Genomic DNA, 17985 nt, shown 5'->3' with positions numbered 1-17985 from the left:
ATCCTCCCGAAAAAAGCAAAGCGCCATTTAATGGCGCTCTGCTGAAACTGCTTGTTATTTCTTAGGGACAACCTGGCAAACCGTAAACCGTTCTTCACTTATCAAATTACCAGCCGCATTTTCCACATCATCAAGAGTGATGCTTTCGAGGGTCGGCACAACATCAAATAAATCCATTTCATTAAAAGCATACCGGGTAAATTGATTGGCGATATATTCCGGTGAATTGACAGCCCGCAGGAATGCGCCTATTTTCTTCTTTTTTGTCCGATCAAGTGTTTCCTGTGAAATAGTTCCCTTTTCCCTTGCATCCAGTAGCATCTTTTGCAGTGTTTCAGCCAAACGGTCAGGATCGTTTGTGTCTCCGCCCACCATGGCAAATCCAAAACCCTGCTCCTGTGTATAATCAAAGGAGAATGTGTCATCAATTAACCCTTCACTGTACAGTGTGCTGTACTGCTCAGAGCTTTTACCGAATAAGATATCGAGCAGCACATTCAGACTAAGCTCATTTTTAAGCATTTCTTTGCCTGACTGATTTGCAGTACTGCTCTTTATCCCAACCAGGCACTTTGAGGTCTGGACATTCATCTCAAGAACTTTTTTCTTCTTGGCCGCTTCAGAAGGCTCTCCTTCGACTTGGCGTTTGATTTCCGCCATCTCATTATAATCCTTCTTGCTTTGGTTATCCCTCACCTGAGTCATGATTTGATCCGGATCAACTGGTCCGACTATGAACAGCAGCATATTGCTTGGGTGGTAGAAAGTTTCATAGCATTCATACAGCATATCTTTCGTGATATGGGAAATGGATTCGATCGTACCTGCGATATCGATTTTAACAGGATGGTTTTTGAACATATTTTCGATCAGGCCAAAATATAAGCGCCAGTCAGGATTGTCATCATACATGGTGATTTCCTGTCCGATGATTCCTTTCTCTTTTTCAACAGTCTTTTCTGTAAAATAAGGGTCCTGCACAAAATCAATCAGCGTTTCAAGGTTCATCTCTACATTGGACGTGCTGGAAAATAGATAAGCTGTCCTGGTGAAAGATGTAAAAGCATTAGCTGATGCTCCCTGCTTGCTGAATTGCTGGAACACATCCCCGTCTTCTTTCTCAAAAAGCTTATGCTCCAAAAAATGGGCTATGCCATCCGGAACATTTACATACTCTTCTTTTCCGGGGGGCAGGAAATGATTGTCAATTGAACCATATTTCGTCGTAAAAGTGGCATAAGTCTTGTTAAATCCCTTTTTAGGCAAGATATATACATCCAGCCCACTTTCAAGTTTTTCATAATACAGCTCTTCCTGAAGCTGGTCAAAAGTGATTTTTTCCATTACTTGCCCGCCTCCTTTCCTGTCAGAAAATACACAGTGTCCAAACTGACCTTCTTGGCTGTCGCGGCAATTTCCTCTTTTGTTACTTTATCCATTTCATCCATCCAGGTTTGAAGGGTAATTTCTTTTCCTGACACAACATTATGGTAAAGGACTTCGACAATTCCGCGTGCTGTATCAACAGTCTCCAGAAGCTGATTTTTTATGACTGCTTTGGTCTGTTCCATTTCCTGTTCTGTAAAGTCACCATTCTTCATAGCTTCCAGTTGTTCTTTAATAATACTCACTGCCTGGTCATAGTTGCTGTTATCGATTCCGGACATCACCATCATTAACCCTTTATGGCTTTCCAGGCGGCTGGCTACATAGTATGCGAGACTGGCTTTTTCCCGGACATTCAAAAACAGTTTTGAATGAGAAAAACCTCCGAAGATTCCATTGAATACCTGAAGCGCATAATATTCCGGATCACCGTACACGACATTTGTCCGGTAGCCGATATTGAGTTTCCCCTGCTTCACATCCTGTTCTTCCCGGACTTCGTTTACAGATTCCTTCGTTCTACCAGAGGATGCTGGCGCTGTCTGAGGTGATCTCTTTTCAAAAGTTAAAAGCTCACCTGCATAGGATTCGGCATCTGCCTCTTCCACGTCACCTATAACATATAAATCAAGCTCATCCTGCGCCATTGCCTGCTGATAATATTCATAAAGTCTTTGAGGAGTGATATTGTCCACATCATCTTTCTCGCCATGCACATGCAGTGCATAAGGCTCATCTTTGCACATTTCCTGAACAAGCCGGAAATTTGAATAGCGCATTTTATCATCGTAAACTGATTGAATTCGCTGTTTAAGCGTCCTTTTTTCTTTTTCAACTGTATCCTCGTCAAAAGCGCCTTCATGCACATTTGGCTTTGTCAGGATTTCCGCTAAAAACTGGAACGCTTTTTTCAAAAGAGGCGTTGGATCTGAAAGAAATTTTTCGTTTGCGATTTCAACTGAAATGGTAATGACATGATACTCGCCCTTTTTCGCCAAATCGACGAAAAGCGTTGCACCATATAATTCATCAAGGTAAGCCCGCAGCTTTCCGGTTGAAGGGTAGGACGAACTGCTGCTCTGCAATACATGAGGCAATAGGGATCTTAATGTAACTGTACTCTTTTCAAGCGGGGCTTTCATTTTCCAAACCAGGGTATTGGTTTTATATTTCTCTGTTTTAACCACGTGAAGCTTATAGCCATTCATGGCTTTTACGGATTCAGAGATTACGGCCATGTCTTTTCCTCCTGTCAGTAGATTGATGAGTCCAAAGTACGGTCAATAGTAAAAAAAGGGAGCATCCCCTGTATGTAAACACTTTGCTGATATCTTCTATAATATCCTTTGTAATAAATCATATTCTTACTATACCTTGCCCTATTTCTTTATTTCAAGTTATTGGCTGTATTGGAAGGTTTATATATTTTTTATAAATGATAGCCGCTTGTCCTTGAATTAGGGATGACTAAATGGTTTTCAATAAGAATCTGAACAATAAAAAGCCCCATTTCCGAAAAGAAATGAGGCTTTTTGTGTTAACGTTTTCCTTTTATATAAGGAGTACCAGATGCTTTTGGAGCATCCGCGCGTCCGATGAAACCCGTTAATGCCAGAATCGTTAAAACATATGGTGCAATGAGAAGATAGACATTTGGAATATTCTCAAGGAATGGAAGGCTGGAGCCGATGATGCTCAAGCTTTGTGCAAATCCGAAGAACAAAGCCGCACCCATAACACCAAGCGGATGCCACTTACCAAAGATCAGTGCCGCCAGAGCCATAAAGCCCTGGCCGCTGATGGTCGCATGCCCGAAGTCTGAAGAAATCGATTGTGCATACACGCCGCCGCCTATTCCTGCAAGGGCTCCTGAGATTAATACCCCAATGTATCTCATCCTTGTTACATTGATACCCATTGTATCCGCAGCCATTGGGTGTTCACCAACCGCCCGAAGCCTTAGCCCGAATGGAGTCTTAAACATCACAAACCAGGCTAGAAATGCAACGGCAATGGCAGCGAATGAAGTATAATAAGTGTTTGAGAAGAACAATTTACCGATAACAGGTATGTCACTCAAAAATGGAATATCCACTTTGCTGAATCCTTTTTGAATGATATCTGTCTGACCTTTTCCATAAATGAATTTAACCAGGAACAGTGCTGCACCAATTGCCAGAAGGTTAATCGCAACCCCTGACACAACCTGGTCAGCTCTAAACGTAATAGAAGCAACGGCATGCAGGATGGATAATAGAGCTCCAACAACCATAGCTGCGAGTAATGCAACCCACGGAGTCATGCTGCCAAATACATCAACAAACGTAAGGTTAAAAACAATGGCAGTGAATGCTCCAATTACCATTAAGCCTTCTAAACCAATATTTACAACACCGGAGCTCTCTGAGAAGTTTCCGCCCAATCCAGTGAAAATAAGCGGGGCTGCCCAAAGCAAAGTTGATGGAATAATAATTAATAAGATCTCCATTAAGCCCACTTACTTCACCCCCTTTTTGCTGATACGGTCAATAAAGATGCGAATCATATAGCTTGCTGCAACAAAGAACACGATAAGTGCAATGATAATATCAACAAGTTCATTAGGAACTCCAGCTTCAAGCGGCATGTTTAAGGCGCCGACCTTCAAGCTTCCGAATAGCAATGCTGCAAAAATAATTCCAATTGGCCCATTCCCGCCTAAGAGTGCTACCGCAATACCGTCAAAACCTACTCCCGTAAAGCCGCCCTTAATGGCTGCATAGCCGAATGTACCCAATGCTTCCATGGCACCGGCAAGGCCTGCAAATGCTCCTGAGATGACCATTGATAGAATGATATTTTTGCTGACGCTCATGCCCGCATATTCAGATGCATGCTGGTTAAAGCCTACAGCGCGCAATTCGTATCCCTTCGATGTTTTTTCTAATAGGAACCACATAATAAACACACATGCTAAAGCAATTAAAATTCCCCAATGCAGACGAGAATAATCAGTTAATCCCTCAAGAAACGGGGAACGCAATGATGCAGATTCTGCAATCATCTCGGTCCGGTCACTTTTTTCTGAAAGAACCGTACGGATAATATAGTTGGTTACATGCAAGGCCACATAGTTCATCATGATCGTGACAATTACTTCATGCACTTTGAACTTGGCTTTCAAAAGGCCCGGTATGAATGCCCAAAGCGCGCCAGCCGCTGCAGCTGCGAGAACCGCGAGCGGGAGATGAATGAATTTTGGAAGTTCAAATGCAACCCCTACCCAAACAGCTGCAAGCCATCCGACGATCAGCTGTCCTTCAACACCGATATTAAATAAGCCTGTACGGAAAGCAAATGCAACTGCCAAACCGGCCAGAATATAAGGTGTGACCTGTCTGACTACTTCACCAGTGTAGTAGATTTCACCAAAAGCACCGTTCCATAATGCAATAAATGCAGATCCGGCATTATATCCAGTTGCTATCATAATGATTGTACCTACTAATACCCCGAGCAGAACGGCAACTAGAGGTACGACAATGTTCTTCATGCGATTAGACATGGTTTTCGCCACCCGCTTCCTTCCGTTTAGAACCGGCCATCAATAAACCTAATTCTTGTTCAGTTGTTTGTTTAGGGTCAACTACTGCTACAATTTCACCCTCATAAATAACAGCGATCCGGTCGCTGACATTCATAATTTCATCCAATTCGAATGAAATAAGCAGCACTGCTTTCCCCTGGTCACGCTGTTCAATCAGACGCTTGTGAATGTATTCAATTGCTCCAACATCCAGACCCCGTGTCGGCTGAGCAGCGATCAGGAGATCCGGGTTGCGGTCAATTTCACGTCCGATTATGGCTTTCTGCTGGTTACCGCCGGAAAGTGCCCTTGCAAGTGTATATTCACTTGGGGTTCTGACGTCAAATTCTTTAATCAGCTTTGTTGCTTTACTATATATTTCTTTAAAGTTTAGAACACCTTTTTTTGAGAATGGCACTTTGTAATAGGTTTGCAGAACCATATTTTCTCCGATTGGAAAATCAAGGACAAGTCCATGCTTATGACGGTCCTGTGGGATATGCCCTACACCAGTCTCCGTAACTTTACGAGGAGACATATTCACAATTTCTTTGCCATTCAATTTAATTGAACCGCTTTCAGACTTCCTCAAGCCAGTGATCGCTTCAATTAATTCTGACTGTCCATTCCCGTCTACACCGGCAATACCGACAATTTCACCTGCTCGTACATTGAGGTTAAGGTTATTAACAACACCAAGACCCCGTGAATCTTTCACATTTAAGTCATGAATCTCAAGCACCTGCTCCTGCGGCTTCGAGGCTGTTTTATCCGTTTTAAAAGTGACTTCCCTTCCCACCATTAAGCTGGCAAGTTCATTCGGGTTCGTTTCAGTGACATTAACAGTACCGATTCCAACTCCTTTGCGGATAACCGTTACCCGATCACACACTTCCATGATTTCCTTCAGCTTGTGAGTGATAAGAATAATAGATTTGCCTTCCTGAATTAAAGTTTTCATAATCTGAATTAACTCTTTAATTTCCTGCGGAGTCAGAACAGCAGTAGGCTCATCAAAAATAAGGATTTCAGCACCCCGATATAGAGTCTTTAAGATCTCCACTCGCTGCTGCATTCCTACTGAAATATCGGAAATTTTCGCCTGAGGGTCGACCGCAAGTCCATATCGCTCGGAAATCTCCCTGACTTCCTTCTCAGCCTTTTTAATATCTATTTTTCCGCCTTTGGTTGTTTCTTTTCCCAGAATAATATTTTCAGTGACAGTGAAACGGTCAACAAGCATGAAATGCTGGTGGACCATCCCGATGCCCAAGTCGTTTGCTATATTAGGATCGGTGATGCGCACCGGTTTTCCTTTAACTTTAATTTCACCCTTTTCAGGCTGATACAGGCCAAAAAGGACATTCATTAACGTTGACTTGCCTGCACCATTTTCGCCAAGCAGCGCATGAATTTCACCTGGTTTCAGCTGAAGCGTGATATTATCATTTGCAACGATTCCAGGAAACTCCTTGCGAATGTTGAGCATTTCAATAACATAATCCATTTGTTTCACTCCTTGCTCAAAATATAAGGAAATTATTAGTAGTTAGAGGTCAGACCTTGGGATTTCTTAGAAAAACCTGGCCATAAAGCCAAGTTTCTAAGTAATATGAAATTAGAATTATTTCATTAAAAATCTAAGTGAAATACAGAATTTATTCTGTCCTTCAATTAAACTTTTAAAAAAGGAATAAGAGGCCGCAGTGCAACCTGCTTATTCCTTAAAGTTAATTATTCAACTGAGAAAGAAGCCAGTTCATCTTTTGAAGATGGAACAGTCAGATCACCATTCTTGATCTTTTCCTGCCATTCTTTAACTGCACCTTCGATTTCTGCTTTCGCTGATACTTCCGGGTTGATAGGAGCAAGGCCTACACCGTCTTCAGCCAATCCGTAAGTAGTTGTTTCTCCACCAGGGAAGCTGCCGTCTTTAGCCTTTGTAGAAAGGTCCTTAACAGCATTGTCTACACGCTTAAGAGCAGATGTAAGGATTACATTGTGCTCTTTGCCATCGATTTCTACTACACCTTCAGCTGTCTGATCTGAGTCAACACCGATTGCCCAAAGTTCTCTTGCCGGGTCTTTCTTTTTAAGGTCACGAGCTTCCTTGAAAAGGCCGTTTCCAGTTCCGCCGGCAGCGTGGAAGATTACATCTACGCCAGAAGAGTACATTTTAGAAGCAATTGTCTGACCTAATTCAGCTTTATCAAATGCTCCAGCATATTGAACTTCTACTTTAATATCAGGGTTTACCGCTTGAACACCAGCAAGGAATCCAGACTCAAAACGCTCGATAACCGGAATTTCCATACCGCCGATGAAACCGATTTTGTTTTCTTTAGTTGCATTTGCTGCAGCAACACCTGCAAGGAATGCAGCTTCCTGCTCTTTAAACATAATGCTTGCTACGTTCGGCTGATCTACGACCGCGTCAACGATGCCGAAATGAGAATCTTTTTGCTGCTGAGCAATCTCATTGATTGCACCTTCCATTAAGAAACCGATTCCAAAAACAAGATCAAAGTCCTGACGTGCTAATGTATTAAGGTTTGTAGAATAGTCAGCATCTGACTGTGATTGAAGATAGTCAAATCCGCCTTTTCCTTTTTCAAGTCCATTTTCGTCACCAAATGCTTTTAAGCCTTCCCAAGCAGATTGGTTAAATGATTTATCATCTACACCGCCGACATCTGTTACCATCGCTACAGAGAATGCTTTTTCTTTATCGTCTCCGCCAGCTGTTTCTCCGCCTTTTTCTTCACTTTTACCGCAAGCACCCAGAATTGTTCCAGCAGCAAGAACTAAAGATAGCGCCAATCCAAATTTACGCTTTTTCAAGGTTGGTACCCCCTAAGAAATTGTTTTTGCATTAGCGGAATGAATGATGTGTTTTCGTGCATCCCCAAAAGCTAGATTCTCTTTCTGAGGACATGAAAACTGAACTTATCAGCTCTGAAATAATTGACCGAATAAAGAATCGGAGTATCCGCTTCATCGAAATGCATCTGCTTTAATACAAGCAGTGCAGTTTCCGGGTCACATTCCAGAATTGGGGAAATTTTTTCGTGATAGCCAATAGGCTCTATTTGGGCAACAGCATAAGTGATTTTCCGGTTTGCCTCAACTTCAAGCATTTTAAGAATCGACTCCTGTTCGTGGGAAAACGTGTCCGGAAGAATATTCTCAGGAACTTTATCCACACAATAAACGACCGGTTCACCATTGGCTGTTCTAACCCGCTCAATCACGGCAATTTCCTGGTCTAAAGCACATGAGAATCTGCGGATATCATCTTCAGTCGGTCCCAAAGTTACAGAACTCAAGAAAACAGTTCCCGGTTTCATCCCTGCCTGCAAAATCATGTTTGTGACACTATTAAGCTGTTCGATGCCGGATGTAAATAGCGGCTTTGCATTGACAAAGGTGCCTACACCGTGACGGCGGATGATGACGTTTTCTTCTTCAAGAATGCGCAGCGCCTCCCGCAGTGTGGCTCTGCTGACACCAAGCTGCTTGGCAAGATCAAATTCGGACGGAAGCTTTTCTTTTTCTTTATACACTCCATCTTCAATGTCTTGTTTTAATCGATCGATGACTTGCAAATATAAATGCCGGTTATCTGACTTAATAGACATGCAGGGTTCCTCCAACTTCAGTTCTCAAGACATCAGACCTCTGATGTTCAATCATTCCTACTAATCGAAAATACTATAACACTTTTTACCCAATAAAGAAATAGAAATTTATCAATTTGTCGAAAAAAGGTGAAAAGAAAAAAATGTTTGTGAATCCTTCTGTACCAATTCTTTTTTTCTGGTATAATACTACTTTGAAAACGATTACATTTAAGTTTCCTGCTAAAAATGCACCAGTTAATAAACCCAATTTTGTAATGAGTTGAAAGTACCATACCTCTTTCATTTTATGTAAGCGCTTTTAGTAGTATGGCATATTGAACTGTATTTTTTTATTGTCCTTATTTTACGCATATATCTTCCTGATACATTAAAAAATGGCCGTCCGAAGACAGGCCATTTTTTAATGTGTCATGCTTATTAATTTTAAGAACTTGCTTCTTCCGAAGGCTTGCCCTGGAGCACAGATCTTGGCTTGCTGCCTTCATATGGTCCGACAATCCCCCTTGCTTCCATTTCATCAATCAGCCTTGCCGCTCTGGTATAGCCAATCCTGAATCTCCTCTGAAGCATGGATACAGAAGCAGTCTGCATTTCCAATATCAATTCAACAGCTTCTTCATAAAGATCATCATCCACTTCTCCTGCAGCTTCCGGGATATCCTCTGGAATCATTTCTTCCTGATATTGTGCCTTCTGCTGGCCGATGACGAAGTCCACTATTTCTTCAACTTCTTCATCTGACAGAAAGGCACCCTGTACACGGACTGGTTTTGAAGCACCAACAGGAAGGAAAAGCATATCTCCTCTTCCCAGAAGTTTTTCCGCTCCGCCCATATCCAGGATGGTCCTTGAATCTGTCATTGATGAAACAGCAAACGCAATTCTTGAAGGTATATTTGCTTTAATTACACCTGTGATAACATCCACTGACGGACGCTGAGTTGCGATGATTAAATGAATGCCTGCTGCCCGTGCCATTTGAGCAAGGCGAGTGATTGCGTCTTCGACATCGGAGGATGCCACCATCATTAAGTCTGCAAGCTCGTCCACTATAACAACAATATACGGCAGGAGGGGCTGCTGTGCTTCCTCTTCGGCATTATGCCTTTTTACATACTCATTGTAGCCTTCGATATTCCTTGTGCCAGTATGTGAGAACAGCTCATAACGCCTTTCCATCTCACTTACAACTTTCTGCAGCGCCTGAGCAGCTTTCTTCGGATTTGTCACAACCGGCGCCAGTAAATGAGGCACCCCATTGTAAACATTCAATTCCACCATTTTAGGGTCAATCATCATTAATTTTACTTCATGTGGTTTTGCCCTCATCAAAATGCTGGTAATGATTCCGTTAATACAAACACTCTTACCGCTTCCTGTCGCTCCTGCAACAAGAAGATGTGGCATTTTGTTAAGTTCTGCGAGGACAGCTTCTCCGGTTATATCACGGCCAAGCCCGATCATAAGCTTGGAGTCCGGCTTGTCATTTTGTTTGGATTCAATTACTTCCCTTAGAGAAACCATCGCCACTTCAGAGTTAGGGACTTCTATTCCAATAGCCGATTTACCCGGGATAGGTGCTTCGATTCGGATATCCTTTGCTGCCAGTGCCAGTGCCAAATCATCATTCAGACTAACGATTTTGCTTACCTTTACCCCAACATCAGGATGCACCTCATACTTGGTAACAGCCGGGCCTAAATGAACCTGTGTCACCCTTGCTTTTACCCCAAAACTCTGAAATGTTCTTTCGAGCTTAGCAGCATTCGCGTGGATTAGCTCATACTCACCGCTTTGATCAGTTTGCCTGGGCAGTTTTAAAAGCCTGATAGGAGGCAGCTCGTAGTCTTTGTTTTCCACTTCTGTAAACGTGATAGGCGGCGCATTTTCATCCTCCGGCTCTGTGACTCCCGTTTCCTGAGGCTGATCAGAAGCCGCTTCCCGGGGATCCTCCTGATAAGCTCTTTCGGCAAAGCTTGATATAATGGGTTCGGGGGTTGGTTCAGATACCGGTTCAGAAGAATTATTGATCGTTATCACTGTCTCAGGTTCTTCTTCATGCTGAAGAGCGCGCTGTTCTTCTTCTCTTCTTGACTGCCTTTCTTCTCGTCTTTCTCTGCCTTTTTGTTTCCATTCTTTCATATCATCTATAAAAGCAGCCCATTGTTTCTTGAAGAAATTAAGAATTGCGGCCATCATTTTCCCTGCAGCCTCTCCGAAGGTTTTTCCTGTCATAAGAACAAAACCGATAATAATTAATAAAAAGGCTACAATTTTTGAACCTGCTTCATCAAAAAGATAATAAAAGAGGGCGAAAAAAATAGCCCCAAGCATTCCGCCGCCTAAATCGGTTGTGCTTGTTTCTCCACGGACTTCCATCCGGAATAGTTCCCACGTATTGGCTATTACACTCGGATCATCAAACTTCCCTCCATTTGAGAGAAGCTGAAATAAAGTTACATGACTCAACAGCAGAAGGGAGCTGATGATAAGATAAATACCGATTAATTTAGTATGGAACAGGTAAGGGAGTGCCCTCTTCCACATCAGATAACCTGAAAAGATTACGAGTCCAATCAGGCTGAGCATGTACCATTCTCCCATAAAGAAACGGAAAAAAAGCACCGTTGCATTCCCGACCGCTCCGAGCCTGGCAATTGATATTACCGCAAGTGCCAGCAGAATCAGGGCAATTAGTTCAAATTTCATCGTCCGTTTCAATGTTTCGTTCTTTTTAGACTTTCTTTTCTTTCTTTTGGCCATATTATCACCTTATCATTGTTCTTATTAAAAGCATCATCAAAATTCCATTATGTAATACATCATGTCTGTTATGAAAGAAGAAGCAGCCATTTTTTGGCTGCTTCTAAAGTTACTTTTATTATATCATAACGATTCTAAATTAAGTTGTTTTTTGAAAGGTTTTATCAGCTTAACTGCGTTAAAGTGATCATGGATCCGGGAGTGTACCTTTCATCCATATAATGGGTAGGATCACTGCTCATAATTCTTAAAATGCGGCATTCCTGTCCTGCATTCATTTCAACAAGGAGAGGGATTCCTTCATATGAGACAATTTTCTGCTTGCCGAAATCGTCCTGTTCATTTTGGTAAATGAGTTCTTGCGGCATCATAGTATAGAGGATCATTGAACCATCACTTCTTCTTTTGGTTTATTCATATCAATCAGCTCATTCAGCTTTGCAAGCGCAGGCCCGACCCCGCCTACTTCATCAATCAGTCCATATTCAACAGCATCCCTGCCGACCACATTCGTCCCTATATCCCTGGTCAGGTTGCCTTTATCAAACATCAGGTCTTTAAATTTCTGTTCGGATATATTGGAATGCTTTGTTACAAAATTAATTACCCGATCCTGCATTTTATCCATATACTCAAACGTTTGCGGCACACCGATTACCAGGCCGGTCAGTCTGATAGGGTGGATGGTCATCGTAGCTGTTTCTGCAATAAAGGAATAATCGCATGATACCGCAATAGGAACACCAATGGAATGGCCGCCTCCAAGGACAATGGAGACTGTTGGCTTAGACAATGAGGCAAGCATTTCTGATATTGCCAGCCCGGCCTCCACATCGCCGCCAACAGTATTCAAGATAACCAGAAGACCTTCTATTTTTGGGTTTTGCTCAATCGCAACAATCTGAGGGATTAAATGCTCATATTTTGTTGTCTTATTTTGCGGCGGAAGCTGAAGATGCCCTTCCACCTGTCCGACAATGGTCAAGCAGTGAATTTTGGAATCCTGAGACAGCTGCGGCACATTTGTTTGTCCAAGCTGCTGAATTTTTTCCATAAGGGCAGAAGGTTTATCCTCTTTCGGCTGTTCTTGCCCTTCTCCGCCATCATTGCGGGTATTTTTCAAATCGTTTTCCATCCTTATTTCTCCCTTCAAGCAATATATTGTTAGTATGAACGCGTGATCATTTTTCATGCGCATTATTGCCTGAGGGGCAAGAGCAAAAAAACAGCCCGGCAATCGATGCGGGCTGTGTTCTGACTGTTATCCCTCCATAAGAATCGGAAGGATCATTGGTCTGCGTTTTGTTTTTTCATAAAGATACTGATTCAGGCTGTCACGCATATCCTGCTTAATTCCTGACCAGTCAAATGCTTCTCTGGCAAGGTTCTGTTCTACCGTTTCTCTTACTATTTTTACAGCTTCCTCAAGAAGCTTTTCTGATTCCCTGACATACACAAATCCTCTTGTAATGATTTCAGGGCCAGCTGAGATTTTCTTTTCTTTTTTATTAAGAGTAACTACTACCAGTAAAACACCATCCTGAGAAAGCAGCTTCCGGTCTCTTAAGACAATATTCCCGACATCGCCGACACCAATTCCGTCAATCAGCACATTACCAGATGGGATTTTTCCTCCGGGAACGATTGCGCCATCTTTGATTTCTGCTACATCGCCTTTATCCGGGATAAAAATTTGACCGCTTGATAATCCGCACTCCAAAGCAACTTTTGCATGGGCTTTCAGCATTCGGTACTCCCCATGAACCGGGATGAAGAATTTGGGACTCATCAGATTAATCATAAATTTAAGTTCTTCCTGGCTGCCATGGCTCGAGGTATTAAAGGTTCCCTTTCCTGGGATAACCTCAGCACCAGCCCTAAACAGCATATCAATCGTTTTGAAGATAAATACCTCAGTGCCTCTTAGGGGTGATGCAGCAAGTAAAACGGTATCTCCGTGTTTTATATTGACCTGTCTGTGGGACTGCTTCGCCATTTTTTGGAGGGCTTCGATCGGCTCTCCCTGTGTACCCGTGGTAAGAACCACGATTTGGTCATCACTGTATTTGCCGATCTCAGCAACAGGAATAATTACATCTTCTCCTACTTGCAAATATCCGAGCTGCAGAGCAATGTCATAGATTCTCTGCAGACTTTTGCCGACCACTGCCACTTTCCTGCCCGTTTCGTTCGCTGCATCAAAAATATGCTGTATTCGAATTAAGTCAGATGCAAAGGAAGCCGCAATGACTCTCCCCTTAGCAGCGATGAATGCAGCTGTCATCTCTCTGGCCACTTTCGATTCTGAGCTTGTGTAGCCTGGCTTTTCTGCTTCGGTACTGTCAGATAGAAGGCAAAGAACTCCTTCTTCCCCTAAGCGCGCCATTTTGCCGATTTCAGGTTTGTATAAGTCAGTCGCTGCCTGATCGAATTTAAAGTCGCCGGTATACACAATTGCACCCTCTGATGTATGTATGGCAACTCCGACACTATCCGGTATGCTATGGCTCGTTCTAAAAAAAGTTACATTTGCCGAATCAAATTCAACCCTGGTATCTGAATTGATTTCAATAAACTGTGCTTTGCCTTTGTATTCCTGTTCCTTCATTTTGGCTTTAGCCAGCGCCAGAGTCAGCTTTGTTCCATAAACAGGTACATTAACCTTTGCAAGCACATAAGACAGGCCTCCAATATGATCCTCGTGTCCATGTGTCAGAAAAATTCCTTTTACTCTTTCCTTGTTTTGAACTAGATATGTAACATCCGGTATCACGATATCAATTCCGAGCATTTCATTTTCAGGGAACATTAATCCGGCATCGATGACATATATATCCTCGTCCACCTCTGCCAAATACATATTTTTCCCAAGTTCTCCGACTCCTCCGAGTGCTGCCAGCTTGATGCTTTCATTCTGTCTCTTTTTCAATGTATTATCCTCCCATGCATGTTCAGCCGATCAAGATCAGTTATCCATATTATACTTGAAGTCATAAAACCATGACAACCAAATTTATACATGGGCTTATTTGAGAGTTCCTGAGGCTTATTATAATAATAGTCTCTATGTTTTGGGCGTTATAAGTCCGTCATATAATAAAATAAAACCAACCAGCAAAGCACTGGTTGGCAAGCAAAGAATTATTTAAATAGGGCAGCAACTGCACTGCGTTCCTGTTCTGTTAATGGGACCATTGGAAGACGGACGGATCCGACATCCAGCCCTTTAAGCTGCAGCGCTGTTTTTACAGGCACTGGGCTTGGGGCAGCAAAAAGCCCTTCCATGATCGGAAGAATTTTTTGATGGATTTTTGCAGCTTTTTCATTTTCACCATTAAGGTAAGCTGTGATCATTTCCTGCATTTCATTCCCTATTACATGCGAAGCAACAGAAACAATTCCAGTCCCGCCTATTGCCATACATGGAAGAGTAAGTCCGTCATCACCGCTGTATAGCATGAAGTCATCATCCGTATTAGCAATAATTTTGGCCATTGCATTCAAATCTCCGCTTGCTTCTTTCACTGCCGCGATGTTAGAGATTTCCGAAAGTCGGATAATCGTTTCAGGCAGAATATTCACGGAAGAGCGTCCCGGAATATTATAAACCATTACCGGGAGGCTCGTGCTTTCCGCAATAGCCTTGAAATGACGGTAAAGCCCTTCCTGATTTGGCTTATTGTAATATGGTGCTACGATCATGATAGCATCAACACCAATTTGCTCTGCTTTTTTCGTTAATTCAATGGATTCATACGTATTATTGCTTCCGGTGCCGGCAATGACAGGCACCCGTTTGTCAGCTGCTTTCACTGCATGTTTGAATAATGCCAGCTTTTCCTCTTTAGTTAGTGTTGGCGACTCCCCTGTTGTCCCGGCAACGACTAAAGAATCTGTACCGTTTTCAATAAGATGATTGATTAGCTGTGTCGTCTTAGAGAAATCAATATGTCCCTTATTATCGAATGGTGTTACCATAGCTGTTGATACTCGGCCAAATAGAACCATGTTTACACTCCTTGCAGATGTTTAAAGATCAGGAAGAAACGGGCGGATCTGCCGCATAGGATACAAATCCGTCGTTAACCGCTGAATGGCTTTCTTCCCCTTTTTAAACATGTTATTTTCAAAATTTTTAAATGTCTGTTCTCTCATATTCCGCTAAATCTTCTTCCAGGCGGAAAGCATCGTGCAATGCATTAACAGACTTTATCAAATCTGCCTGCTTTACCAGGACCCAGATTGTTGTATGGCTGTCTGCTGACTGCAGAATACGGATTCCCTGCTCGGACAATGCCGTAACGATCCGCGAGGCTACTCCGGGTACACCCTGCATTCCAGCTCCGACAACCGAAACCTTTGCACACTCTCTTTCAACCAGCGGATCATGACCAAGGCCCTTTAAAATACTAATCGCTTTATCAGTCATTTCCTCCGTTACGGTGTAGTTGACGCCATTAGGATATATATTGATAAAGTCAACACTGATTGCCTGGTTAGCCATGGCTTTAAAGACCTCAGACTGTAGATCGTATTGGTCTTTCTTCGCAAGGACCTTTATTTGTGTCACATTGGAAACATGGGCTATTCCAGTTACCGAACGCTCTTTAATATCCGTTCCGCGTCTGTTCTTATTCAAGGTTGTGACAAGTGTTCCGAGACTGTCGGAGTATGTTGAACGGATTCTAATCGGAATTTTTGCCTGCATGGCAATTTCGACTGCCCGGGGGTGAATGACCTTAGCACCCTGATACGCCATATTGCAGACCTCTGTGTAAGTGACCACTGATAACGGGCGCGCATTTTCAGCAATGCGCGGATCAGCGGTCATAATGCCTTCCACATCAGTAAAGATATCTATCCACTCCGCATTAAGGGCTGCTCCAAGAGCCGCTGCAGAGGTATCACTGCCGCCCCTGCCGATCGTTGTGACATCACCGGTTTTTGATGATCCCTGAAATCCTGCAACCACGATAACATCATGATTTTCAAGTTCTTTCAAAAGCCTTTCGCATTTCATATCGATAATTTTTGCGTTAGTATGATCATTATTCGTTCTAAATCCTGCCTGTGCCCCAGTCAGAGCTGCTGCTGTTATTCCATGTTCTTTTAGCATGTTTGAAAATACAACACTTGAGATGACTTCACCGCAGGATAAGAGCAGATCCGTTTCACGTTTGCTGATTTTGGTATTATTGCCTTCTACCAGCGAAAGCAGTGTGTCGGTTGCATATGGATCTCCTTTTCGGCCCATTGCCGAAACAACGACAACAACCTTGTATCCATCTGCCAGCGCTTTTTTGATATGCTTAGCTGCATGCTCGCGGCTACTCTCGTCGCGGACTGATGTGCCTCCATATTTTTGAACGATGATATTCATTAAAACACCTCTAACCTCTCAACATGAAGAGAATACGATAACTATTTCACTATTCCCAGATTAATTAAACTTTCGGCGATCTGCACGGAATTCCATGCCGCCCCTTTAAGAAGATTATCAGAAACTACCCACATATGAAAGCCTTTATCTTCATCCAGATCTTTACGGATACGGCCGACGAACACATCATTTTTACCGACACAATCAGCAGGCATAGGGTAAATTTGATTTTCCGGATCATCCTGCAGAACAACTCCAGGTGCATTTTCCAGAAGGCTCTTTACTTCATTTGCCGTAACGCTGTCTGATTCCACTTCGAAATAAAGGGACTCTGAGTGTCCGGTTGCCACTGGGAGACGCACGCATGTAGCAGCCACTTGCAGCTCTGGCATATGCATGATTTTCTTTGTTTCATTGATCATTTTCATTTCTTCAAACGTGTAGCCATTATCCTGAAATTTATCAATTTGCGGGATCGCATTGAATGCAATTTGATAATGTTTTTTATCGCTCTTTACAGGAAGAATTGACGGCTCATACTCTTCATTATTTAAAATGGCTTTTGTCTGCTCATTAAGCTCTTGAACTGCAGCTGCTCCAGAACCTGAAACAGCCTGGTAAGTAGAAACAATTACTTTTTTCAAGCCGAATTTCTCTTTTACCGGCTTTAGTGCAACAACCATTTGGATTGTTGAACAGTTTGGATTGGCGATAATGCCATTATGCTTATGAAGGTCATCTTCATTTACTTCAGGTACGACAAGAGGCACATTTGGATCCATACGGAAAGCACTTGTGTTGTCTACCACAATGGCACCATGTTCGACAGCATGCGGAGCCAGTTCCTGTGAAACGCTTCCTCCCGCGCTGAATAGTGCGATGTCCACGCCTTTAAAGCTCTCTGGCTTCGCTTCCTGAACTGTATACTCCTGGCCCTTGAATGCTACCTTTGATCCGGCAGAACGGGCAGATGATAAGAGGGTTAATTGAGAGATCGGAAAATCTCTATTTTCAAGTGTTTGAATCATTTGCTGGCCAACTGCACCAGTTGCTCCAACTACCGCGACATGAAATCCTTTTTTCTGTTCCAAATTTCTTTTCCCCTTCCAATACCATTATATTTTTCTAGCAAAGTTAGTTTTTAGTGAAAAACAATAGCCCAAAATTCAATAGAACGGCAGCCAAAGTCAATTGGCAGCCGTTTTCCTGCCTGATTATAAAGATGGCAGGCTTCCATTTATATTATCAGC

14 protein-coding genes are annotated in these 17985 nt (G+C 42.7%); all 14 read right to left on the bottom strand.

Annotated elements, in window-relative coordinates:
* Positions 1-54 precede the first annotated feature (54 nt).
* Positions 55-1344 carry an EF-P 5-aminopentanol modification-associated protein YfmH gene (gene yfmH, locus NAF01_RS09545; RefSeq protein WP_250802155.1) on the bottom strand — a complete coding sequence of 430 codons (1290 nt, stop codon included), beginning with the start codon at positions 1342-1344 and terminating at the stop codon, positions 55-57.
* Entirely contained in the window at positions 1344-2624 is a 1281-nt protein-coding gene (yfmF, locus tag NAF01_RS09540; RefSeq protein ID WP_197248084.1) for an EF-P 5-aminopentanol modification-associated protein YfmF, read from the bottom strand. The genes yfmH and yfmF overlap by 1 nt, the downstream gene beginning before the upstream one ends.
* 299 nt (positions 2625-2923) lie before the next feature.
* Positions 2924-3883, bottom strand: coding sequence for an ABC transporter permease (locus NAF01_RS09535; protein WP_009330679.1), 960 nt, complete (start codon positions 3881-3883; stop codon positions 2924-2926).
* Positions 3884-4930, bottom strand: a complete 1047-nt coding sequence (locus NAF01_RS09530) for an ABC transporter permease (RefSeq protein WP_048008969.1) — start codon at positions 4928-4930, stop codon at positions 3884-3886.
* Positions 4923-6458, bottom strand: a complete 1536-nt coding sequence (locus NAF01_RS09525) for an ABC transporter ATP-binding protein (RefSeq protein WP_197214890.1) — start codon at positions 6456-6458, stop codon at positions 4923-4925. The genes NAF01_RS09530 and NAF01_RS09525 overlap by 8 nt, the downstream gene beginning before the upstream one ends.
* Before the next feature lie 227 nt (positions 6459-6685).
* Positions 6686-7792, bottom strand: coding sequence for a BMP family lipoprotein (locus NAF01_RS09520; RefSeq protein WP_048008971.1), 1107 nt, complete (start codon positions 7790-7792; stop codon positions 6686-6688).
* 71 nt (positions 7793-7863) lie between these two features.
* Entirely contained in the window at positions 7864-8589 is a 726-nt protein-coding gene (locus NAF01_RS09515) for a GntR family transcriptional regulator (protein WP_197248082.1), read from the bottom strand.
* Between the two features lie 426 nt (positions 8590-9015).
* The gene (locus NAF01_RS09510; protein WP_197248080.1) at positions 9016-11355 is read right to left on the bottom strand and encodes a DNA translocase FtsK; all 2340 of its coding nucleotides are present in this window, start codon (positions 11353-11355) and stop codon (positions 9016-9018) included.
* Positions 11356-11519: 164 nt separating this feature from the next.
* The gene (locus NAF01_RS09505; protein ID WP_009330685.1) at positions 11520-11741 is read right to left on the bottom strand and encodes a YlzJ-like family protein; all 222 of its coding nucleotides are present in this window, start codon (positions 11739-11741) and stop codon (positions 11520-11522) included.
* On the bottom strand, positions 11738-12490 hold the full coding sequence (locus tag NAF01_RS09500) for a ClpP family protease (protein ID WP_197248078.1): 753 nt from the start codon (positions 12488-12490) through the stop codon (positions 11738-11740). Before NAF01_RS09500 ends, NAF01_RS09505 begins: the two co-directional genes overlap by 4 nt.
* 126 nt (positions 12491-12616) lie before the next feature.
* The gene (locus tag NAF01_RS09495) at positions 12617-14284 is read right to left on the bottom strand and encodes a ribonuclease J (protein WP_197214888.1); all 1668 of its coding nucleotides are present in this window, start codon (positions 14282-14284) and stop codon (positions 12617-12619) included.
* 212 nt (positions 14285-14496) lie between these two features.
* Positions 14497-15363: a 4-hydroxy-tetrahydrodipicolinate synthase gene (gene dapA, locus NAF01_RS09490; RefSeq protein ID WP_197248076.1), complete on the bottom strand. Its 867-nt coding sequence runs from the start codon at positions 15361-15363 to the stop codon at positions 14497-14499.
* A gap of 127 nt (positions 15364-15490) precedes the next feature.
* Positions 15491-16735 carry an aspartate kinase gene (dapG, locus tag NAF01_RS09485; RefSeq protein WP_197248074.1) on the bottom strand — a complete coding sequence of 415 codons (1245 nt, stop codon included), beginning with the start codon at positions 16733-16735 and terminating at the stop codon, positions 15491-15493.
* Positions 16736-16776: 41 nt separating this feature from the next.
* The gene (gene asd, locus NAF01_RS09480; protein WP_163145113.1) at positions 16777-17826 is read right to left on the bottom strand and encodes an aspartate-semialdehyde dehydrogenase; all 1050 of its coding nucleotides are present in this window, start codon (positions 17824-17826) and stop codon (positions 16777-16779) included.
* Positions 17827-17985: the final 159 nt, after the last annotated feature.

Source organism: Cytobacillus firmus (assembly GCF_023657595.1).
GTDB classification, from domain to species: Bacteria; Bacillota; Bacilli; order Bacillales; family Cytobacillaceae; genus Cytobacillus; species Cytobacillus firmus_B.
This window is presented reverse-complemented; position numbering and strand designations above follow the sequence as displayed.